Genomic DNA, 20,646 nt, shown 5'->3' with positions numbered 1-20,646 from the left:
AGAAACATGGCTACAGGTACCGTCAAGTGGTTCAACGCCGACAAGGGCTTCGGCTTCATCGCCCCCGACGGCGGCGGCGAGGACGTGTTCGCGCACTTCAGCGCGATCGCTGCTTCGGGCTTCCGCTCGCTCGAGGAGAACCAGAAGGTCGAGTTCGACGTCGAGCAGGGCCCCAAGGGTCTGCAGGCCGCCAACATCCGGCCGCTCTGACACCCGACTGAATCGGGTCTCGAACCCGCAGAACCCCCGCTCCCTCTCTGGGTGCGGGGGTTCTGCACGTCCGGCCGCCGAAGCGGCCGGGGCGCGTCAGCGTCCGACGGTCAGCGGGACCGCGTCGGGATCGACCGAAGCGATGATGCTGCGGACCTGATCGGTGTCGGCCTCGAGGTGGGAGACCTCGAAGTTGCCGACGGGCTCGCGACGGGAGCCGATCCAGCAGTCGACCCCAGCCTCGCGCAGAGCGGCCAGGATCGGCGCACAGGTGCGGCCCGGTCCGGGGCACCACGCGAAGACGCGCGGACGCTCGGGCCGGTCGTGGCTCAGGCCCATCCGGCTCAGGTCTCGCTGGGGGCGGCGGCTGCGTCCGGGTGTGGTCGTCGCAGCAGGTTCGGGTTGGTCGCTCACGAGGCACCAGCTCTCGGTCGGCCGGCGGCGTGCTCGGGGGCGAGCTCGTCGAACCGGTGACTCCAGACTACGCCACCGAGCGGGGTGGCTCCGACCGCTCAGAGGGCCTCGACGATCTCGCGGGTGATGTCCATCGCCGTCCAGAGCTCGGCGTAGGAGGTGGTGAGCGGCGAGAGACCGAGCCTGATCATGTCGGGGTTCCGGAAGTCCGGGATGACGGCGGCCGCGTACATCGAGGCAGCGACCTCACGAGCCTGGGGACCCTGCACCGTGACATGGGCCCCTCGCCGCGCCGGGTCACGTGGTGACGCGACGACGAAGCCGTGCGAGACGAGCCACGCGTCGGCGAGCTCGACGCACATCTGCGTGAGGGCGACCGCCTTCGTGCGGAGAGCGTCGATCCCCGCCTCGGCGACCAGCGAGACCGACGCGTCGACGGCGGCGATGCCAGGGACGTACGCGGTGCCGGACAGCATCGCCCGGATCGACCGGTCGGGATCGTACGTCGGTCCCATCGCGAAGCGGTCCGCGGTGCTCCACCACCCGGTGATCGGCTGCCGCACGGTCCCCAGGTGCCGCTGCGCCACGTAGAGGAAGGCAGGCGCGCCCGGTCCGGCATTGAGGTACTTGTACGTGCAACCGACGGCCAGGTCCACCCCCGCCTCGTCCAGCTCGATCGGGACGACGCCCGCGGAGTGACACAGGTCCCAGATCGCCAGCGCGCCGACCTCGTGGACCAGCGCCGTGGTCGCCGGCAGGTCGAGGAGCGCGCCCGAGCGGTAGTCGACGTGGCTCAGCAGTACCAGCGCCGTACGGTCGGAGAGCGCCGCTCGCAGCTCGTCCTCGGTGACACCCTCGACCACGTCGGGGGACAGCCATCGCACGGTCATCCCGCGCGAGGCCGCCACGGAGTCGACGAGATAGCGGTCGGTGGGGAAGTCCACGTCTGCGGCGACGATCTCGTCGCGGTCCGGCCTCAGGTCGCAGCCGGCGTGGAGCACCTTGAAGAGGTTGACCGACGTCGACTCGGCGATCACGGTCTGTCCGGGGGCGGCCCCGAGGCACGCCGCTGCCAGGCGGTCGCCGACCTGCTCAGGAAGCTCCAGCCACCCCTCCTCCCAGCTCCGGATCAGGCGCTCGCCCCACTGGCGGCGCAGGACGTCCTCCACGCGCTGGAGGGTCCGCAGCGGTGGTCGACCGAGCGAGTTGCCGTCGAGGTAGGCGACCGGGTCCTCGGCGAGGAGGAACTCCTCGCGGAATCGCGACAGCGGGTCGGCCGCGTCCAGCGCGACCGCGTCGTCGTAGGAGGGGATCATCCGCCGATCTCACCATGGACGCCTCGCCAGCGGTCCACCGCCTTGCCGACCTCCACGAGGAGGAACACCGCGATCGCCAGCGCCGCGGTGTAGCCCCACACGTCGAGACCGATCGGTGCCGACTCGAACCAGGTGTTCATGAACGGCAGATAGACGAAGCCGATCTGGGCGAGGACCATCGCCGCGGAGGAGATCCAGACCGCGGGGTTTCCGCGCAGCGCCCTCGTCGTCAGGCTCGAGGCGTCGAGGTAGCGGCTGTTGAACAGGTACGCGAGCTGGCCGAGAGCCAACATCGTGACGGCCGCCGTCCTGGCCTCGTCCAGCGACAACCCGGCGTCGTAGGTGGTGGTGAACACGAGCAGCGCTGCTCCGCCGATGAGGACCGACACGACCGCGATCCGCCAGCCGTAGGCGAGGTCGACGACCGAGGCACCCGGGTCGCGCGGACGCCGGTCCATGATCCCGGGCTCCGCCTTCTCGTAGGCGAGGGCCAACGACAGAGTCACGGCGGTCACCATGTTGATCCACAGGACCTGCACCGGCTCGAGAGGCAGGGTCATGCCGAAGACGACGGCCACCAGCATCACGAGGGCCTGCGCCCCGTTGGTCGGCAGGAGGAACAGCACCGACTTGCGGACGTTGTCGTAGATCCGCCGGCCCTCCTCGACCGCCTTCTCGATGGTCGCGAAGTTGTCGTCGGCCAGGACGACGTCGGCCGCCTCCTTCGTCGCCTCCGTCCCCTTGATCCCCATCGCCACCCCGACGTCGGCCTGGGTGAGCGCAGGGGCGTCATTGACACCGTCACCGGTCATGGCGACGACCTCGCGGTGGTGCTGGAGGGCGGAGACGATCCGGATCTTGTGCTCCGGGCTCGTCCGCGCATAGATGTCGACCTCCAGCACGGCCTCCCGCAGCTGCGTGGTGCTCATCGCCTCGAGCTCGGCGCCGGTCAGGACACCGACCCCCTCACCCTCCACGATGCCCATCTCGCGCCCGATGGCGAGCGCCGTACCCGCGTGGTCACCGGTGATCATCTTGACCCGGATCCCGGCACGGTGGCACTTCTCGATCGCGGCGACGGCCTCCGGGCGTGGCGGGTCGACGATCCCGACCAGGCCGACCATCTCCAAGCCCTGGCTGACGTCCTCGTCGCTCAGGGCCTCCTCGCCGGGCCGAGGCGCGCCGACCGCCGCAGCCAGGACCCGCAGACCTTGGCTGCCCAGGTCCTCGATCCGCTCCGACCACCACTCGCGGTCCAGGGGCTCGGTCGACCCGTCTGCGCCACGCTGGGAGCCACAGCGGTCCAGGATGCGGTCGGGTGCACCCTTGACCGACACCTGCAGACTGCCGTCAGCCGCTCGGTCGAGCGTCGCCATGTACTTGGTCTGGGAGTCGAAGGGCACCACGTCGAGGCGCCTGCCGCCCGGGTCGTCGAAGGACGCCTTGAGAGCCAGCGTCCGCAGCGCACCGTCCGTCGGGACCCCGACGAGCGTCCAGTCGTCCCCGTCGCGGCGAACGACGGCGTCGTTGCAGCGCGCCATCACGGTCACCAGCTCGGCGAGGTCGGGGCGTTCCTCGCACCGCACGGGCGCGCCGCCGTCACGGATCTCGCCGTCCGGGGCGTACCCGATGCCGGTGACCTCGTACGCCGCCGCGCGCGTCACCACGGTGCGGGCCGTCATCTCGTTCTTGGTGAGCGTGCCGGTCTTGTCGGAGCAGATCGTCGTCACCGAGCCGAGCGCCTCGACGGCCGGAAGCTTGCGGGTGATCGCCCGCTCCCGCGCCATCTGCTGGACGCCGAGGGCGAGGATGATGGTGACCAGCGCGGGGAGACCCTCCGGGACGGCCGCGACCGCGAACCCGATCGTCGCCGACACGAGCTCGGGGATGTCGAAGTCGTGCACGAGGCGGCCGACGAGCACCATCACGACCGCCATGACGGCGATCAGGAGCGCCAACGCCTTGCCGAACGCGTCGAGCTGGCGACTCAGCGGGGTCTCGAGCGGCTCGACCTCGTCGACGAGGGTCTGGATCCTGCCGACCTCGGTGCTCTGACCGGTCGCCGTCACGACCCCGAGCCCGCTCCCCTGCGTCACGAGCGTCCCGGAGAAGACCATGTCGGCGCGGTCCCCCACCCCTGCGTCCGCGGCCACGACGTCGACGTCCTTGCTGGAGGGCACGGACTCGCCGGTGAGCGCGGACTCCTCGACCTGGAGGTTCGAGGCCGCCAGGAGCCGCAGGTCGGCGGGGACCTTGTCGCCGCCCCGGAGGCGTACGACGTCGCCGGGGGCGAGCGCTTCGGCGTCCACACGACGCCAGCCACCGTCACGGCGTACGTCGGCCTGCACGCTCAGCATCGTGCGGATGCCGGCCAAGGCCTTCTCGGCCCGGCCTTCCTGGATCAGGCCGATCGCGGCGTTGATGACCGCGACCGCCAGGATCACCGTGAAGTCGACCCAGTCCTCCAGGACGGCCTTCGCTGCCGCGGACGCCAGGAGGATGTAGATCAACGTGTCCTCGAACTGAGCGACCACCCGCTTCCACCACGGGGTCGGCTCGGGCGGCGCCAGACGGTTGGGACCCACGTCGGCGAGCCGGCGTTCGGCCTCGGCGTCGGTCAGCCCGTCACGCGACGTCCCCAGGCGCTCCAGGACCTCGTCGACGGGAGTGGCCCAGACCGGCGGTTGATCGGTGACCTCGTCCATGGGTCCATCGAACCGTGGCTGGTCTTGCGCCGCACCCGCGGGTCCCCTTCGCGTTACGGTGAACCATGAGCGTCGCTCCCACGATCCCCGCCGCGGTCGCCGAACGCCTGGCCGAGGACCTCGTCGTCTGGCTGACGACCGTGAACGCGGCCGGGGAGCCGACACCCACACCCGTCTGGTTCGTCTGGCACGACGGCGCGCTGTGGATCCGGAGCCGGCCCGAGGGCGCCAAGATCGCGCACCTCGCCGCCAATCCGCACGTCGCGCTCAACCTCAACAGCGACCGCGCAGGCAACGACGTCGTCGTCCTCAACGGGACGGCGACCATCGAGGAGACCATGCCGGACGAGACGTGGGCCGCCTACACCGGCAAGTACGGCAACCAGATCTCCGGGCTCGGCTCCACGGCGAAGTCCTTCGCGGAGTCCTACTCGACCACGCTGCGCGTCGCGGTCGGGCGGGTACGCAGCTGGTAGCAGGGCACGCCTGACGCTGCGGTGGCCGCGCCAGGTCAGTCCAGGTCGTCCAGCGACTCGAACGGGCCGACCACCGCGAGGGCGGGTTTGCCGGCGAACATCCGGGCCACCTCGCGCGCGTCGTCGAGCGTCACGGCGTCGATGCTGGCGAGCAGGTCGTCGATGCCGGCCAGCTCGCCGTGGAGGAGGTCGGCCTTGGCGATGCGGCTCATCCGCGAGGCGGGGTCCTCGAGCCCGAGCACCACGCTCCCCTTGAGCTGTCCCTTGCCGCGCTCGAGCTCCTCGGCGGTCGGTCCGCGCTCGGCGAACGTGCCGAGCTCGTCGCGGACGACCTTGAGCACGTCGCCGAGCTTGCCCGGCGCGCACCCCGCGTAGACGCCGAGCATGCCGGCGTCGGCGTAGCTGGCGCCGAACGAGTAGACCGAGTACGCGAGGCCGCGCTTCTCGCGGATCTCTTGGAACAGGCGGGAGGACATGCCCCCTCCGAGCACCGCGTTGACCACGCCGAGAGCGTGCCGGCGGTCGTCTCCGCGCTGCACGCCGGGCAGCGCCGCGACGACGTTGGCCTGCTCGGTCGGCCGGGCCACGAGGCCGCGAGCGCGCCGGAACCGCGTACGGCCGCCGCCCCTGCGGACGGCGGCGGGACCGGCGTCACCGGCGATGGCGAGCACCCGGCCGAACGCCTGCGCGACCTGCTCGACGACCCGCTCGTGGTCGACGTTGCCGGCGACGGAGACCACCATCGCCGACGGCACGTAGCGGCGGCGGTAGTAACGCAGGATCTGCGGGCGTGTCAGCTCGCGGATCGTGCCGGGGTCACCGGCGACCGGGCGACCGAGCGGCGTGGGTCCCCAGGCGAGCGACGTCGCCAGGTTGTGGACGACGTCGTCCGGGTCGTCCTCGTTCATGGCGATCTCTTCGAGGATGACGTCGCGCTCAGCCTCGACGTCCTCGGTGGTGATGAGCGAGTCGGTCACCATGTCGGCGAGCACGTCGACGGCCAGCGGCAGGTCGTCGTCGAGTACGCGTGCGTGGTAGCACGTGTACTCCTTGCCGGTGAAGGCGTTCATCTCTCCACCGACCGCGTCGAGGGCGGCGGAGATGTCCAGGGCCGAGCGCGTGCTCGTCCCCTTGAAGAGCAGGTGCTCCAGGAAGTGCGACGCACCGGACAGGGTCGGGGCCTCGTCGCGAGACCCGACCCCGACCCAGATGCCGATGGTGGCCGTCCGCACGCCCGGCATGGCCTCGGTCACCACACGCAGCCCACCCTTGAGGACCGTCCGGCGGACGAGTCCGCCTTCGGTCAGGAGGGTGCGTGTGGTGCCCGGGCTCTGGTCCGGGTCGAGCAGGACGGTCACGAAGCGCTGTCGGCCTTCGCGGCGGTGTCCGCGCCCTCGGCGGGAGCCTCGTCCGAGGACGAGCCCTCCACGACGGGGATCAGCGACAGCTTGCCGCGGTCGTCGATCTCGGCGATGGAGACCATGACCTTCTGGCCGACCTTGACGACGTCGTCGACGTTCTCGACACGCTTGCCGTCGTTGAGGTCACGCAGCTTGCTGATGTGCAGCAGGCCGTCCTTGCCCGGCATCAGCGAGACGAACGCGCCGAAGTTGGTCGTCTTGACGACCGTGCCGAGGTAGCGCTCACCGATCTCAGGCATCGTCGGGTTGGCGATGGCGTTGATCGCCGCACGGGCGGCCTCTGCTGCCTCGCCCGACTCTGCGCCGACGTAGACGGTGCCGTCGTCCTCGAGCGTGATCTGCGCACCCGTGTCGTCCTGGATCTGGTTGATGACCTTGCCCTTGGGGCCGATCACCTCACCGATCTTGTCGACCGGGATGTGGATCGTGATGATCCGCGGCGCGTAGAGCGACATCTCGTCCGGAGTCGAGATGGCCTCGTTCATGACGTCGAGGATCGTGAACCGCGCGTCGCGAGCCTGGGTCAGCGCACCTGCGAGCACCGACGCCGGGATGCCGTCGAGCTTGGTGTCGAGCTGCAGGGCGGTGACGAATTCGCGCGTGCCGGCGACCTTGAAGTCCATGTCGCCGTAGGCATCCTCGGCGCCGAGGATGTCGGTCAGCGTGACGAACTCCGTCTTGCCGTCGACCTCGCCCGAGATCAGACCCATCGCGATGCCCGCGACCGGGGCGCGCAGCGGCACACCGGCGTTGAGCAGCGCCATCGTCGAGGCGCAGACCGAGCCCATCGAGGTGGAGCCGTTGGAGCTGAGCGCCTCGGAGACCTGACGGATCGCGTAGGGGAACTCCTCGCGAGCCGGCAGCACCGGCATGAGCGCACGGCCGGCGAGGGCGCCGTGACCGACCTCGCGCCGCTTCGGCGAACCGACACGACCGGTCTCACCGGTCGAGTACGGCGGGAAGTTGTAGTTGTGCAGGTAGCGACGGGCGCGCTCGGGCGAGAGCGTGTCGAGCTTCTGCTCCATCGTCAGCATGTTGAGCGTCGTGACGCCGAGGATCTGCGTCTCGCCGCGCTCGAACAGCGCCGAGCCGTGGACGCGCGGGATCGTGCCGACCTCGGCGTGCAGCGTACGGATGTCGGCGAGTCCGCGACCGTCGATGCGGATCTTGTCGGTGAGCACGCGCTGGCGGACGAGCTTCTTGGTGACCGCACGGACAGCCGCGCCGAGCTCCTTCTCGCGACCCTCGAACTGCTCGCCGAGCTTGTCGAGGACGTCGGCCTTGATGGCGTCGAGACGCTCCTCGCGCTCCGCCTTGCCGGCGATGGTGAGCGCCTGACGCAGGTCCTCGGAGGCAGCCGCCTCGACCGCGTCGTAGGCGTCGTCCTGGTAGTCGAGGAAGACCGGGAACTCCTGCACCGGCTTGGCTGCCGACGCGGCGAGCGCGGCCTGCGCCTCGCACAGCGTGCGGATGAACGGCTTGGAAGCCTCGAGGCCCTCGGCCACGATCTCCTCGGTGGGCGCGGTGGCGCCGCCGCGGACGAGCTCCCACGTCACCTCGGTCGACTCGGCCTCGACCATCATGATCGCGACGTCGTCACCGGCGATGCGGCCCGCGACGACCATGTCGAACACGGCGTTCTCGAGCTCGGAGTGCTTCGGGAACGCGACCCACTGGCCGTCGATGAGCGCGACCCGCACGCCACCGATGGGGCCGGAGAACGGCAGGCCCGAGATCTGCGTCGAGGCCGACGCGGCGTTGATCGCGAGGACGTCGTAGGCGACGTCGGGGTTGAGTGCCATCACGGTGATGACGACCTGCACCTCGTTGCGCAGACCCTTCTTGAAGGTCGGGCGCAGCGGGCGGTCGATGAGGCGGCAGGTGAGGATCGCGTCCTCGCTCGGCCGTCCCTCACGCCGGAAGAACGAACCGGGGATGCGACCCGCGGCGTACATGCGCTCCTCGACGTCGACCGTGAGCGGGAAGAAGTCGAAGTGGTCCTTCGGGTGCTTCCCAGCGGTCGTCGTCGACAGCAGCATCGTGTCGTCGTCGAGGAAGGCGGTGACAGCACCGCCGGCCTGGCGAGCCAGCACACCGGTCTCGAAGCGGATCTCCCGCTTGCCGAAGCGGCCGTTGTCGATGACAGCAGTGGTGGAGTGGATCTCGGGTCCCGTCATGGGTACCCCTTTCTCACGCGCATCCTGCGCGTGCGTCTCGCGGAGCAGTCACGCGAGCGGGCGTGCGCACCGTCTGGGTGCGCCATCGGCCCCGGGGGCGCCGGTCTTCGATCGAGGTCCGCGAAGTGCGGCGTACGAGGTGTCGTACAGCGCCATCCGCGGGCCACTACCGAGGACCGAGCGTCGCCCCGTGTGCTGCTCCGTCTGCTTGCGGTCGTGCGATGTGGAGTTGTGGTCAGGAACGATGAGACGAGCGGCCCGTCCTTGGCGGAGGGGCCGCTCGTCTCATGATCAACGGCGCAGGCCGAGGCGCTCGATGAGGCTTCGGTAGCGGGCGATGTCGTTCTTCTGGAGGTAGTTCAGGAGGCGGCGACGCTGGCCGACCATCAGCAGCAGGCCGCGCCGGCTGTGGTGGTCGTGCTTGTGCGTCTTGAGGTGCTCCGTCAGGTGCGCGATGCGCGCCGTCAGGAGAGCGACCTGGACCTCCGGAGAACCGGTGTCGCCCTCGGTCGTCGCGAACTCCGCGATGATGTCCTTGCGGTCGACGTCCTTGATCTCGGCAGGGGTGTACGTCTTGGTCGCGCTCACGCGGTCTCCTTTGGTCGTTGCACGGCGCGCCGGGGCATGTTCACCCGGGCACTCTGGATCCGTGGCCGATCTGACGGCAACGTCCAGCGTATCAGCGGCCGCGACCCATCCCCAATCCGGACGCCTGCCGGCAGTTGTGCTGTCGGCGGGGCTGACGCACCATCGGAGGTATCCGACGACGGAGGTGGCGCATGTCTGACTTCGAGAGCGAGTCCTACGATACCGAAGCCCCGCTCGACGACGACGGGCCGGAGGAGCGTCTGACACCGGACCCGGAGCTGGATCCCACGCCCCGGGTGGACGTCGACGAGGTCGACCCCGACGCGGATGCCGCCGAGGCCGACCAGGTGGAGCAGGCCTGGGAGGTCGCTCTCGACGACGACTTCGACCGGGGCTGACCGGTCGCGTCAGCGATCGTCGCCGACCCCGGCGACCTCGTCGAGGTCGGCGACGACGACGACCTGGCCGCCGTCTCCAGGGTCTGGGTCGGGAATGATCGAGTCCGGGTCGACGAGGTATACGTGACGACCCTCGAGCGTGAGCCGCCGCGCAACCTCCAGCAGCATGCGCCGGGCCACGTCGTCGATCGACGAGACCATGGTGAGGTCCAGTGCGACCCTCGACTCGGCACGTACGGTTTCGACGGCTTCTCGTACGACCCTCTCGGCCCCGGCGAAGCGGATCCCGCCCTGAAGCTGGAGAACCCGGACCGCATCCTGCCCGGTACCGACGACGTGGTTGGACCGTACGACCGCGCGAGCAGCGGGCGGAACCTCCATCAGATGCAGGCCCATGTCGGACGAGAACCGTTCGAACAGCGACACCCCGCGCACGCTGTTCCCGTGCGGGTCCAACCGGGGTGAGAACGTCGCGATGCCGATCTGACCAGGAAGGGCACCGATGAGCCCGCCCGCCACCCCGCTCTTCGCCGGGATGCCGACCTGGGTGGCCCAGTCACCGGCGGCGTCGTACATCCCGCAGGTGGACATGACGCTCAGGACCTGACGGACCACCGGCGAAGGCACGACCGGCTCCCCCGAGCAGGGGTTGACTCCCCCGTTGGCCAACGTCGCGGCCATCACGGCGAGATCGCGGGCAGAGACCAGCAGGGAGCACTGGCGGGTGTAGCCCTCGACGACGGTGTGCGGATCATCGGTGAGGATGTCGTGGCTGCGGAGCATGTGCCCGATGGCCAGGTTGCGGTGCGCGTGCTCCATCTCCGACGCCCACACCGACTCGTCGGTCTCCAGCCGGCGGCCGGCGAACGCCGAGAGCCCGCTGACCACGCGCGCCATACGCCCCGCGGGGTCGGCTCCTTCGGGCCCGGTCAGTGAGTGAGCGGTGATCGCACCGGCATTGATCATGGGGTTGAGCGGACGCCCGGAGTCGGGTTCGAGGGAGATCTCGTTGAATGCCTCCCCGGATGGCTCGACGCCGACCTTGTCCAGGACCGCGTCGAACCCTCGATCGGCGAGGGCCAGCGCGTAGACGAACGGCTTGGAGATCGATTGGATGGTGAACGGGGCGTCGACATCACCGGCGCCGTAGACCTCGCCGTCGACGGTGGCGAAGACCGCGGCGAGACACCGAGGGTCCGCCGTGGCGAGCTCGGGGATGTACCCGGCCGGCGCGCCGGACTTGTCCGAGACGACGTGAGAGAGCGCCTCAGCGAGGTAGTCGGGGATCGGTGACCGCACGAGCGCTCAGCCGAGGAAGGTACGAAGGGCGGCGTTGACCTCGTCGGCATGTGTCCACAACAGACCGTGCGGCGCACCTTCCACCTCGACGTACTCGGCGTCCGGAACAAGGTCTCGGAATCGCCGACCCGTGGCATCGATCGGCAGGATGTTGTCGGCGGTGCCGTGGAGGATCAACGTCGGCAGAGCAGCGTCGCGGACCGCGGCGACGTCACCTCGGAAGTCCTCGATCCAGCTGGGGACCACCGCGTACGCCGCGACGGGGGCACTGCCGACCGCGATGTTCCAGCTCGCCCGGACGACTTCCTCGCTGATCCGCGACCCAAGGTTCTCGTCGAGGTTGTAGAAGTCTCCGTAGAACTGGGTGAACCAGGCGTACCGGTCGGCCTTCGCCGCGTCCATGATGCCGTCGAACACCGCCTGCGGGACGCCTTCGGGGTTGTCGTCGCGTTGCACGAGAAACGGTTCGAGGGAGGCGAGGAACGCAAGCCTCGCGACGCGGTCGGTCCCGTACGTCGCCACGTAGCGGGCGAGCTCACCGGTGCCCATCGAGAACCCGACCAGGATGACCTCGTGCAGGTCGAGCGTCTCGAGCACGGCGTTCAGGTCGGCAGCGAAGGTGTCGTAGTCGTAGCCGGTGGCGACCTTGGAGGACCGGCCGAACCCGCGACGGTCGTAGGTGATGACGCGGTAGCCGAGGTCGAGCAGCTCGCGGGTCTGCTTCTCCCAGCTGTCACCGTTCAGCGGATAGCCGTGGATGAGGACGACAGGCTGTCCCGTGCCCTGATCCTGGTAGTGCAGCTCGATCGGGGTGCTGTTCTCGTTGCCGACGGTGATGAAGCCCATGATGCGTTTCCTTCCTTGTGGCCGATGAGGCCCTTCGCTGCTGACTGGAGCGCATCCGCGAACGCCCGGGCGCTCTGGAAACGGTCCTCTCGCGCTTTGGCGAGTGCTTTGACGAGTACGGCGCCGAGCGCCGGCGAGTGGTCGTAGGCGGTGATTCGCGGTGGTTCTTCGTGGACGTGCTGGTAGGCGACAGAGACCGGGTCGTCCGCGACGAAGGGCGGCCGCCCGGTCAGCATCTCGTAGAACAGGCAACCCGCCGAGTACAGATCGCTGCGGACGTCCGCGACCTCGCCGCGGGCCTGCTCCGGCGAGAGGTAGACGGGAGTCCCCATGAACGCCCGGTCGTGGGTGATCGTCGCGGTCGGATCACCACTGTCGCGCGCGATCCCGAAGTCGACGACCTTGACGGCGCCGGACGGCGTGATCATCACGTTGGCCGGCTTGATGTCGCGGTGGACGACGCCCGCCCGATGGCTGGACTCCAGTGCCGAGAGCACCCCGAGCTGATACCGGATCGCCCGCTCGAGCGAGACGCCACCGCGCTTGAGCAGATCCCGCAGCGACCAGCCGGGGACGTACTCCATGACGAGGAACGGGACGCGTACGTTGCCCTCCCCGCCACCGACGACCTCCTCGCATCCGGTGTCGAGGAGAGCGACGATCGCGGGGTGGCAGAGCCCTGCCACCAGGCGCGCTTCACGCCGGAGCCTGGAGAGCACCAGGGGATCGTGTGCGAGATGCGTACGGAACACCTTGACGGCGACCTGGCCGCCCGAGCGGAGATCGTGTCCTCGGTGGACGTCGGCCGTCCCGCCGCGTCCGACGACCTCGCCCAGCACGTAGCGGCCACCGAGCACCCGAGGTGTGCTCATCGGCGCGGCTCCCATCGGAAGTACCGCGATGCCAGCGCGAAGGCAGCGACGACCCAGCCCAGCGTGGGCGCCAGGAGCGGCAGCGACTCGACAACCGGGACACCGCCGTTCCAGGCGTTGACGACCAGCTGGGTGGCCGAGCCCCCGGGGAGCAGACGCTTGAGCACGGCAAGGTCCTCGAGGCCGGTGATCCCCACCCAGCTCGCGACGGCGATCACGACCAGGCTCACCGGCAGGGTCGTCACCTGGGCGTGCTCCGGAGAGTTCGTGAGTCCGGTCGTGGCCAGCGCCAGGCCGACCATCATGGCGGCGATGGCGAGGATCGCCACGACGAGGATCGGGATGTCGACCGGCGCGGTGGCCACCACCCCGAGGACGACCAGGATCGCGACCGTCTGCCCGAGCGCGATGACGGTGATCGGCAGCACGAGCCCTGTCAGGATCTCGGCGTCGCTCGCTGCGGTGGAACGCAGCCGTTTGAGGAACAGGTTCTGTCGCCGCGAAGCCAGGGTGGTCACCGCGGTGGTGTAGAGGCCGAAGGCCATCACCGTGAAGAGCACGATCGCCGCGATGTAACCGAGGCTGGCCCCGTCGGCGAATGCCTCGTGCCGGTAGACGAAGAGCCCACCGACGGCCAACGGGATGATCAGGCCCGTGACCATGACCAGCCGGTTCCGGAAGATCTGGATCAGCTCACTACGCGCGATCGCCAACATGCTGCGGCCTTTCGAGAGTCGGTGTCGTGGTTTCAGTGCTGAGGGCACGGAAGACGTCGTCGAGGCGGGTGGCACCAGCCTGCAGCTCCTGCAGCTCCACCCCGGCGTCGTGCGCCCAGTCCAGCAACCGATAGAGGTCCTCCTGGAGCCCGAACGTCTCGACGCGCACCGTCCCGTCGGCGTGGGCGAGGGAGAGCGGCGGCTCGGGTGCGCCCGCAGGAAGGATGAAGCTGATGACCGACGGGAGACTCCGGGTCAGCTCGACGAGCGTTCCCTCCTTGCGCAACGTCCCCTGGTGCATGACGCCGATGCGGTCCGCCCGCTGCTGCGCCTCCTCCAGGTAGTGGGTGGTGAGCACGATCGTGGAGCCCTCTTCGCGCAGGCGGTCCACCGCGGCCCACAGTGCATCACGGGACTGGATGTCCAGTCCGGTCGTCGGCTCGTCGAGGATGACGAGCTCGGGCCCGCCGTAGACGGTGGTAGCGAAGTCGAGGCGTCGCTTCTCCCCACCGGAGAGCTGCGCGACCTGGGTGCCCGCCTTGTGGGTGAGGCCGGAGATGGCGAGGACGCGCTCGACGTCGTCGTGCCTCCCGCTCAGCGTGCCGAGGAGACCCACCGACTCCCGCACCGTGAGATCCGGGGAGAAGCCGCTCTCCTGCAGCATGATCCCCATCCGAGGCCGTACTGCACGACGGTTCGTGGGGGGTTCGCCGAAGATCCGTACGCTGCCGGCGGTGGCCTGGCGGTGGCCTTCGACGACTTCGAGGGTGGACGTCTTGCCGGCTCCGTTGGTGCCGAGGAGGGCGTAGAGCTCACCGTGTTGGACATGGAACGAGAGATCCCGCACGGCGGTGAAGTCGCCGTACGTGATGCTCAGTTTGTCGACCTCGATGACGGGGCTGATGGACATGGCGGATCTTTCATTTCGGGGTTCTTGCCGGGTCATCAGACTCGCAGCGGCCGGTGGCACTTCGCGTCAGTGAAAGCCCCTGATGTCCTCGCGCGTGCGGCGACCCGCTCGCCCTTTCCGCGTCCACGGAGGACGACCCGGTCTGGTGCGCCCCGTTCGCATCGGTAAGGATTACCTAGACCTCCACCTAGGTGACGACGCTGGGAGTGCACACTGACGACGCTTCTGGGCCGGCGCGAGGAGTGCGAAACGGTCACACAGCTGCTCGACCAAGCCCTGTCCGGTCGCAGCGGCGTACTCGTACTGCGTGGCGAAGCAGGCATCGGCAAGACGGTGCTCGTCCAGCATGCCCGCGACCGCGCGGTCCCCTTGGGGTTCCGCGTGGAGTGCTGTGTGGGGGCGGAGTCCGAGACCCAGTTCGCCTTCGCTGGTCTGCACCAGCTGTGCGGGCCGCTGCTGGACGGCGTGGATGCGCTGCCCGAGCCGCAGCAGACGGCACTCTGCGTGGCGTTCGGACAGCAGGCCGGTGCCGCACCGGACCTGTTCTTGGTCGGGCTCGCCGTCCTCAACCTTCTGGCCGAAGCCGCCGAGAAGGCGCCGCTGCTGTGCCTGATCGACGATGCACAGTGGCTCGACCAGGCATCCGCGCAGGTCCTGGCCTTCGCTGCGCGCCGGGTCGACGCTGACAGGGTGGCGCTGCTCTTCGCGGTGCGCGACACCGACGTGGACAGCGATCATCGGTTCGCCGGACTGCCCGAGCTGCGCCTGGCAGGGCTGTCCGAGATGGAAGCCCGGTCGTTGTTGGCCACCGCGGTCCACACGCCGCTGGACGATGCGGTGTCGGAGCGGATCTTCGCGGAGGCGCGCGGCAACCCGCTCGCCCTGCTGGAGCTCCCCCACGGCATCCACGCCGCGCATCTGGCCGGCGGGTTCGCGGTGCCCGATGCGCAGGGCGTTCCACGCCGTGTCGAAGACAGCTTCCAGCGGCGCTCCGCAGGGTTGCCGGTCGCCACCCAGCGGTTGCTGTTGGTCGCATCGGCCGATCCGACCGGTGACGTCGAGCTCCTCTGGCGCGCCGCGGCGCGGCTCGGGCTCGATCGCGAGGCGGCCGCACCGGCCGAGACCGCAGGTTTGCTGGAGATCGACGGTCAGGTGCGCTTTCGTCATCCCCTGGTGCGATCAGCGGTCTACCGGTCCGCCACTCCGCCTGACCACCGCCGCGTCCACGGAGCGTTGGCGGCCGCCACCGACCCGTTGTCCGACCCCGACCGGCGCGCCTGGCACCAGGCTCAGGCGGTCCTGGGCACCGACGAGCAGGCGGCTGCGGAGCTGGAGCGCTCGGCCGACCGAGCACGCGACCGCGGAGGCGTGGCTGCTGCCGCCGCCTTCTTTCAGCGCGCAGCCGAGCTGACGCCGGAGCCTGCCGCTCGCGCGCGGCGGGCGCTGGAGGGCGCCCACGCGCAGCACGAGGCTGGTGCGACCGAAGCTGCTCTGGCACTGCTGGCGGTCGCGGCGGCGGGGCCGCTGGGCGACCTGTCCCGCGCCCGCCTCGACCTGCTGCGTGCTCAGATCGCGTTCCACCTGACGCGAGACCACGGCGTGCCGGGGATGCTGCTGAACGCGGCTGAGATGCTCGCCCCGCTCGACCCCGCGCTCTCTCGCGAGACCTACCTGCACGCGCTCGATGCGGCGGTCCTCACAGGGAGCGGCGACGCCGTGCAGATCGCTGCAGCGGCTTCGGCCGCTCCCCGCTCCGAGGTACCGCCGCGACCGGTGGATCTGCTTCTCGACAGCCTCGCGACGACGTTGACGAAGGGGTACGCAGAAGGGGCGCCCCTGCTGCGGGGCGCCCTCGAGTCGTTTCGCGACAGCCCGCACACCGATCCTGATCAGAACCGTCAGAACGCCGGCTGGTTGTGGCTGGCCGGCCGCAACGCGGTGGCCATCCTCGACGACGAGCTGCTTCACGCACTGGCCAGCCGCAACGTCGCACTGGCGCGAGAAGCCGGTGCGTTGGCAGCGCTGCCCGCCGCGCTGAATCTCATGTCCATCGCCTCCGTCCTGATGGGCGAGCTCACCCGAGCGGGCGAGCTCGCCGCCGAGGCGACGGCCATCACTCAGGCCACCGGCGGCCTCCAGCTCCGGCACGCCCCGGTCATTCTGGGTGGTTGGCGAGGCGACGAGGCCGAGACCATCGCGCTCAGTGCCGTCACCGCCGAGGACGCCGCCTACCCCGAAGGAAGTACGGACGCCTCCCAGGCGCAGTACGCGCTGGCAGTACTTCACAACGGTCTCGGCAACTACTCGGCTGCGCGGGAGGCTGCGTCACGGGCGTGCGAGTCACCTGAGCTCGCACTCAGCAGCGCCAGTCTCCCTGAGCTCATCGAAGCATCCGTCCGTGCCGGTCATCCCGAGCACGCCGCCTCTGCGCTGGAGCAGCTTCAGTGCCGGGCGCGTGCCAGCGGCACGAGCTGGGCGCTCGGGATGGCAGCGCGCTCCCAGGCCCTCACGAGCACCGGATCGACCGCCGAGGACGAGTACCGCGAGGCGATCGAACAGCTCCGGCGCAGCCGCATGGGCGGCTACCTCGCTCGTACCCATCTCGTCTACGGCGAGTGGTTGCGGCGGGAGGGCCGCCGCCAGGAGGCGCGGGAGCAGCTACGGATCGCCCATCAGCAGCTCACGGACATGGGGATCGAGGCGTTCGCGGAGCGTGCCGCCCGCGAGCTGCGTGCCACCGGTGAGCATCCGCGCAAGCGCACCGTCCAGACGGCCGACTCCCTCACCGACCAGGAGCTGCACATCGCGCGCCTCGTAGCCACGGGGGCGACCTCCCGCGAAGTCGCCGTGCAGCTCTTCCTGAGCCCGCGCACGATCGAAGCCCACCTGCGCAGCATCTTCCGCAAGCTGGACATCACCTCGCGCCGGCAGCTCAGAGAGTTCCCGCTGCCCTGAGCTGGGCGTCGCGGACGGCGTCAGGGACCACCCGGAGCGGCCCCTGACATTCGCCAAAAGGCTTGGGACCGGGGCGCGGGAGGGCCGAACCTGTCGGTATGGACGCAACGCAGGACTCGCTCTCGAGCACCACGCCGCGCCGGCGCCGTCCGGTGCGCCGGACGTTGCTGCTCGTCGTCGGCTCCCTCCTGCTGCTCGTGGTGCTCGCCGTCGGTGGCCTCGGCACGTGGATCGCCGTGAGCTTCGCGAACGCCCGCGTCGACACGGTGGGCGAGGTCGACTTCGACCGTGTCCTCGCGGTCCCCCGGTTGGCCGAGTCGCGGGTCGAGCCGGACGGCACGCGCGTGTTCAGCCTGCGGATGCAGGAGGGCGAGTCCGACCTCGGTGGAGAGCGCCCGACACCGACCTGGGGCTTCGCCGGCGCCTACCTCGGCCCGACGCTGCGCGCCACGCGGGGCGAGAAGGTGCGCGTGGAGGTCACGAACGGCCTCAGCGAGCCGAGCACCGTCCACTGGCACGGGATGCACCTTCCCCCGGAGATGGACGGCGGCCCGCACCAGATGGTCGAGCCCGGCACGACCTGGTCACCGCACTGGGTGATCGACCAGCCGGCGACGACGCTGTGGTACCACCCCCACCCCCACGGGGCGACGGCGTCGCACGTACGACGCGGGCTCGCGGGGATGTTCCTCCTGGACGACCCGGCCGACAGCGCGGGCGGGCGTGTCGGCGCGGCCCTTCCCCACCGCTACGGGGTCGACGACGTCCCGCTCGTCGTGCAGGACGTGCGCCTCGACGACGACGGCCGCATCGACGACCAGGAATCGCTGTTCAGCTCGGTGGGAGCGTTGGGTGACCGGGTCCTCGTCAACGGGACGCCAGGGCCGTACGACGAGGTGACAGCGCAGCGGACCCGCTACCGCCTGCTCAACGCGTCGACCGCGAGGACCTACACCTTCGCGTTCTCCGACCGCCGTGAGTTCGCGCTCGTCGGCACCGACGGCGGTCTCGTCGAGAGGCCCGTCTCCCTCGACCAGATCGTCCTGACGCCGGGTGAGCGCGCCGAGATCGTCGTCACGATGGAGCCGGGCGACCGAACCGTGCTGCGCAGCGAGCCCCTCCCCGACCGGTTCGGTGGCGGGAGCCGCTTCACCGGCGACGACGACCGCCTCGACGTCCTCGAGCTCCGCGCGGCGGACCGGCTCGACCCGTCGCCCCCGCTCCCCCGCCGGCTGGCGCCACCTCCCGACGTCGATCCCTCGGACGCCGTACGCACGCGGACGTTCCAGGTGAGCAGCAACGCCATCAACGGTCGACGCATGGACATGGGCCGGATCGACGCGCAGGTCGAGGACGGGAGCACCGAGATCTGGGACGTCTCGTCCGGCGACGGCGGGCTCCACAACTTCCACGTCCACGACGTGCAGTTCCGCGTGGTCAGCGTGGGTGGGAGGACGCCCCCCGTCGACGAGCGTGGGTGGAAGGACACCGTCCCGGTGCGACCCGGGGATCCCGTCCGTCTCGCGGTCCGGTTCGACCTGCCGCCCGGCGCGAGCGGCGCGCCCGGAGGCGCCCCCTACATGTTCCACTGCCACCTCCTGCGCCACGAGGACTCCGGAGCGATGGGGCAGTTCGTCGTGGTCCCGCCCGGTCAGGGGTCGGACACGGCGACGGCGCCTCAGACGCCGACCACCACGCACGCGCACTGAGGTCCGCCGCCAGTCACACCGTACGGATCAACGCGGCGAGTCGTGGGCCGGGCCAGGCCCGAGATCGGCGAAGCGGGTGTGCACGTGCATGTCGTGCCACCCGTCCGCGTGCAGGGCTGCCGAGTGCCTCGTTCCTTCCAGACTGAACCGCGCTCTGTGCGCGACCCGGCAGGACGAGACGTTGCTGACCGCGTGCTCGATCTCCAGGCGGTGGAACCCGAGGTCGAGGAGCCACGCCGCGACGCGGTCGACCGCCAGGGTGGCCACCCCTCGGCCCCGGGCAGCGGCGACGGTCCAGTAGCCCAGCTCGGCGCACCCGTCGCTCAGATCAACGCCCCTGATGCCGACCCGCCCGAGGAGAGTGTCGGCGGTGTCGACGACCGCCCACTGCCCACCGACGTCGGTGGCCCAGTGGCGTGCCGCTGCACCGATCCACCTCGTCGCCTCCGTCGTGCCAGCGCTGGATCTCCGCGTCCTCGTACGCGGCGGCCAACGCGTCTGCATCGGTCGGGCGCCACGGCCGGATCGTGAGCTCCGTGAGCGTGAAGATCGGTTGTGGCCGGTCGCTCAGCGTCCCGCGGGGCAGCGACGGCTCGACGAGGTCGGGCACACGTTCAACCTACAACCGGGTCTGGACCCGCGGGTCCGGTCAGTGCGGCTGCAGCGCGTCGCGGACCTCGGCGACGTCGCGGTGCATCCGCTGGACCAACGCGTCCATCCCGTCGAACCGCACCTGGCCGCGGATCCGAGCCACGAACGACACCTCGACCTCGACGCCGTACAGCTCCAGGTCGTCCCGGTCCAGGATGTAGGACTCGACGCGGCGCTGCACCCCGTCGAACGTGGGGTTGGAGCCCACGCTGATCGCGGCGGGCAGCGGCTCACCCTCGTCGTCGCAGCGGCGGAGCCACCCCGCGTAGACGCCGTCGGCGGGCACCGCGTAGCCGGCCGGCGGGAGGACGTTCGCGGTCGGGAACCCCATCGCCCGGCCCCGCTTGTCGCCCTCGACGACCACGCCGCGGATGCTGTGCGGCCGCTCGAGGACGCGCGCGGCGTCGGAGACGTCCCCGTCCGCGATCAGCCCGCGCACGTAGGTGGAGGAGTAGACGATGTCACGAGCGCCGTCGAGGTCGACACCCTCGGCGACGAAACCGTGCTCGTGGCCGCTGGCGACGAGCGTGGAGACGTCACCCGCGGCCTTGGTGCCGTACGTGAAGTTGTCGCCCACGACGACGCCCTCGGCCCGGAGCTCGGACACCAGGATGCGCTCGACGAACTCCTCGGGACTCCACGCCGCCATCTCGGGCCCGAAGGCCAGCACCCGCACCTCGTCCGCTCCCGCAGCGCGCAGCAGCTCGAGCCGCTGCGGCACGGTGGTGAGCATCCGGGGCGCTCGATCCGGGGCGAAGACGGCGGTGGGGTGAGGATCGAAGGTCACGGCCACGACCGGGGCCCGCGACGACCCGATCTCCGCCGCCAGGGTGCGGGCTCGCGCCAGCACACGCCGGTGACCCGCGTGGACGCCGTCGAACACGCCGATGGTGGCCACACTGGGTGTGCTGCGGGACTCCGTCGCCGCACCGTCGATCGCTCGCCACACGTTCACAGGGCAACTGTGCCACGGACCACGGTCG

The 20,646-nt window shown here is 70.2% G+C and carries 18 protein-coding genes; 5 read left to right on the top strand and 13 right to left on the bottom strand.

The genetic code is table 11. From position 1 onward, the window contains the following. The first annotated feature begins 6 nt into the window (after nt 1–6). Nucleotides 7–210, top strand: coding sequence for a cold-shock protein (locus tag KV102_RS16765; protein ID WP_220341348.1), 204 nt, complete (start codon nt 7–9; stop codon nt 208–210). Between the two features lie 96 nt (nt 211–306). Here the strand turns inward: KV102_RS16765 and KV102_RS16760 are convergent, their stop codons facing one another. The 3 genes from KV102_RS16760 to KV102_RS16750 all read right to left on the bottom strand — a co-directional run bounded on the left by KV102_RS16760 (nt 307) and on the right by KV102_RS16750 (nt 4,645). After that, a complete protein-coding gene (locus KV102_RS16760) occupies nt 307–624 on the bottom strand; it encodes a hypothetical protein (protein ID WP_220341347.1) in 318 nt (105 codons plus the stop codon). A 98-nt stretch (nt 625–722) separates the two neighbouring features. Continuing rightward, nucleotides 723–1,940 (bottom strand): kynureninase, encoded by a 1,218-nt coding sequence (kynU, locus tag KV102_RS16755; RefSeq protein WP_220346967.1) that lies wholly within the window; start codon nt 1,938–1,940, stop codon nt 723–725. Then, on the bottom strand, nt 1,937–4,645 hold the full coding sequence (locus tag KV102_RS16750) for an HAD-IC family P-type ATPase (RefSeq protein ID WP_220346966.1): 2,709 nt from the start codon (nt 4,643–4,645) through the stop codon (nt 1,937–1,939). The genes kynU and KV102_RS16750 overlap by 4 nt, the downstream gene beginning before the upstream one ends. 65 nt (nt 4,646–4,710) lie before the next feature. Between KV102_RS16750 and KV102_RS16745 the strand changes: the two genes are divergently transcribed. Continuing rightward, nucleotides 4,711–5,121 (top strand): TIGR03667 family PPOX class F420-dependent oxidoreductase, encoded by a 411-nt coding sequence (locus KV102_RS16745; RefSeq protein WP_220346965.1) that lies wholly within the window; start codon nt 4,711–4,713, stop codon nt 5,119–5,121. A gap of 35 nt (nt 5,122–5,156) precedes the next feature. On the opposite strand, the gene KV102_RS16740 is transcribed toward KV102_RS16745, so the two are convergent. The 3 genes from KV102_RS16740 to rpsO all read right to left on the bottom strand — a co-directional run bounded on the left by KV102_RS16740 (nt 5,157) and on the right by rpsO (nt 9,274). Next, nucleotides 5,157–6,479 (bottom strand): pitrilysin family protein, encoded by a 1,323-nt coding sequence (locus tag KV102_RS16740; protein ID WP_220346964.1) that lies wholly within the window; start codon nt 6,477–6,479, stop codon nt 5,157–5,159. Next, nucleotides 6,476–8,719 carry a polyribonucleotide nucleotidyltransferase gene (locus KV102_RS16735; protein WP_220346963.1) on the bottom strand — a complete coding sequence of 748 codons (2,244 nt, stop codon included), beginning with the start codon at nt 8,717–8,719 and terminating at the stop codon, nt 6,476–6,478. Before KV102_RS16735 ends, KV102_RS16740 begins: the two co-directional genes overlap by 4 nt. A gap of 291 nt (nt 8,720–9,010) precedes the next feature. Then, entirely contained in the window at nt 9,011–9,274 is a 264-nt protein-coding gene (gene rpsO, locus KV102_RS16730; RefSeq protein WP_220342470.1) for a 30S ribosomal protein S15, read from the bottom strand. A gap of 224 nt (nt 9,275–9,498) precedes the next feature. On the opposite strand from rpsO, the gene KV102_RS16725 reads away from it, so the two are divergent. Further along, the gene (locus tag KV102_RS16725; RefSeq protein WP_220341341.1) at nt 9,499–9,705 is read left to right on the top strand and encodes a hypothetical protein; all 207 of its coding nucleotides are present in this window, start codon (nt 9,499–9,501) and stop codon (nt 9,703–9,705) included. Nucleotides 9,706–9,714: 9 nt separating this feature from the next. Here KV102_RS16725 and KV102_RS16720 read toward each other — a convergent pair whose 3' ends face one another. Genes KV102_RS16720 through KV102_RS16700 form a run of 5 tightly spaced genes read right to left on the bottom strand, consistent with a single transcriptional unit; the run spans nt 9,715 to nt 14,348 of the window. After that, on the bottom strand, nt 9,715–11,004 hold the full coding sequence (locus KV102_RS16720) for a glutaminase (protein WP_220346962.1): 1,290 nt from the start codon (nt 11,002–11,004) through the stop codon (nt 9,715–9,717). Between the two features lie 6 nt (nt 11,005–11,010). Beyond that, entirely contained in the window at nt 11,011–11,850 is an 840-nt protein-coding gene (locus tag KV102_RS16715; RefSeq protein ID WP_220346961.1) for an alpha/beta fold hydrolase, read from the bottom strand. After that, nucleotides 11,745–12,722 (bottom strand): protein kinase, encoded by a 978-nt coding sequence (locus KV102_RS16710; protein WP_255561182.1) that lies wholly within the window; start codon nt 12,720–12,722, stop codon nt 11,745–11,747. Before KV102_RS16710 ends, KV102_RS16715 begins: the two co-directional genes overlap by 106 nt. After that, nucleotides 12,719–13,438: an ABC transporter permease gene (locus tag KV102_RS16705; RefSeq protein ID WP_220346959.1), complete on the bottom strand. Its 720-nt coding sequence runs from the start codon at nt 13,436–13,438 to the stop codon at nt 12,719–12,721. The genes KV102_RS16710 and KV102_RS16705 overlap by 4 nt, the downstream gene beginning before the upstream one ends. Continuing rightward, nucleotides 13,419–14,348: an ABC transporter ATP-binding protein gene (locus KV102_RS16700; protein ID WP_220346958.1), complete on the bottom strand. Its 930-nt coding sequence runs from the start codon at nt 14,346–14,348 to the stop codon at nt 13,419–13,421. The genes KV102_RS16705 and KV102_RS16700 overlap by 20 nt, the downstream gene beginning before the upstream one ends. A 213-nt stretch (nt 14,349–14,561) precedes the next feature. Here KV102_RS16700 and KV102_RS16695 point away from each other — a divergent pair, with 213 nt between their 5' ends. Together KV102_RS16695 and KV102_RS16690 are read left to right on the top strand one after the other, a co-directional pair. Beyond that, nucleotides 14,562–17,303 carry an AAA family ATPase gene (locus tag KV102_RS16695; RefSeq protein WP_308290358.1) on the top strand — a complete coding sequence of 914 codons (2,742 nt, stop codon included), beginning with the start codon at nt 14,562–14,564 and terminating at the stop codon, nt 17,301–17,303. 98 nt (nt 17,304–17,401) lie between these two features. Then, nucleotides 17,402–19,012, top strand: a complete 1,611-nt coding sequence (locus tag KV102_RS16690; RefSeq protein ID WP_220346956.1) for a multicopper oxidase family protein — start codon at nt 17,402–17,404, stop codon at nt 19,010–19,012. 27 nt (nt 19,013–19,039) lie between these two features. Here KV102_RS16690 and KV102_RS16685 read toward each other — a convergent pair whose 3' ends face one another. Together KV102_RS16685 and KV102_RS16680 are read right to left on the bottom strand one after the other, a co-directional pair. Beyond that, complete coding sequence (locus KV102_RS16685; RefSeq protein WP_220346955.1) at nt 19,040–19,516, bottom strand: GNAT family N-acetyltransferase; 477 nt, start codon at nt 19,514–19,516, stop codon at nt 19,040–19,042. Between the two features lie 145 nt (nt 19,517–19,661). Continuing rightward, on the bottom strand, nt 19,662–20,618 hold the full coding sequence (locus KV102_RS16680) for a bifunctional riboflavin kinase/FAD synthetase (protein ID WP_308290355.1): 957 nt from the start codon (nt 20,616–20,618) through the stop codon (nt 19,662–19,664). Nucleotides 20,619–20,646 lie beyond the last annotated feature (28 nt).

Source organism: Mumia sp. zg.B53, assembly GCF_019550935.1.
Taxonomy (GTDB): domain Bacteria; phylum Actinomycetota; class Actinomycetes; order Propionibacteriales; family Nocardioidaceae; genus Mumia.
Note: the sequence above shows the minus strand (reverse complement) of the source record. Positions and strands in the feature narration are given on the sequence as shown.

Excerpts from the sequence above, each read along its gene's own strand:
- KV102_RS16765 (WP_220341348.1), top strand. The coding sequence starts at position 7 with ATGGCTACAGGTACCGTCAAGTGGTTCAACGCCGACAAGGGCTTCGGC.
- kynU (WP_220346967.1), bottom strand. The coding sequence starts at position 1,940 with ATGATCCCCTCCTACGACGACGCGGTCGCGCTGGACGCGGCCGACCCG.
- KV102_RS16750 (WP_220346966.1), bottom strand. The coding sequence starts at position 4,645 with ATGGACGAGGTCACCGATCAACCGCCGGTCTGGGCCACTCCCGTCGAC.
- KV102_RS16745 (WP_220346965.1), top strand. The coding sequence starts at position 4,711 with ATGAGCGTCGCTCCCACGATCCCCGCCGCGGTCGCCGAACGCCTGGCC.
- KV102_RS16735 (WP_220346963.1), bottom strand. The coding sequence starts at position 8,719 with ATGACGGGACCCGAGATCCACTCCACCACTGCTGTCATCGACAACGGC.
- KV102_RS16725 (WP_220341341.1), top strand. The coding sequence starts at position 9,499 with ATGTCTGACTTCGAGAGCGAGTCCTACGATACCGAAGCCCCGCTCGAC.
- KV102_RS16715 (WP_220346961.1), bottom strand. The coding sequence starts at position 11,850 with ATGGGCTTCATCACCGTCGGCAACGAGAACAGCACCCCGATCGAGCTG.
- KV102_RS16710 (WP_255561182.1), bottom strand. The coding sequence starts at position 12,722 with ATGAGCACACCTCGGGTGCTCGGTGGCCGCTACGTGCTGGGCGAGGTC.
- KV102_RS16705 (WP_220346959.1), bottom strand. The coding sequence starts at position 13,438 with ATGTTGGCGATCGCGCGTAGTGAGCTGATCCAGATCTTCCGGAACCGG.
- KV102_RS16700 (WP_220346958.1), bottom strand. The coding sequence starts at position 14,348 with ATGTCCATCAGCCCCGTCATCGAGGTCGACAAACTGAGCATCACGTAC.
- KV102_RS16690 (WP_220346956.1), top strand. The coding sequence starts at position 17,402 with ATGGACGCAACGCAGGACTCGCTCTCGAGCACCACGCCGCGCCGGCGC.
- KV102_RS16685 (WP_220346955.1), bottom strand. The coding sequence starts at position 19,516 with ATGCAGACGCGTTGGCCGCCGCGTACGAGGACGCGGAGATCCAGCGCT.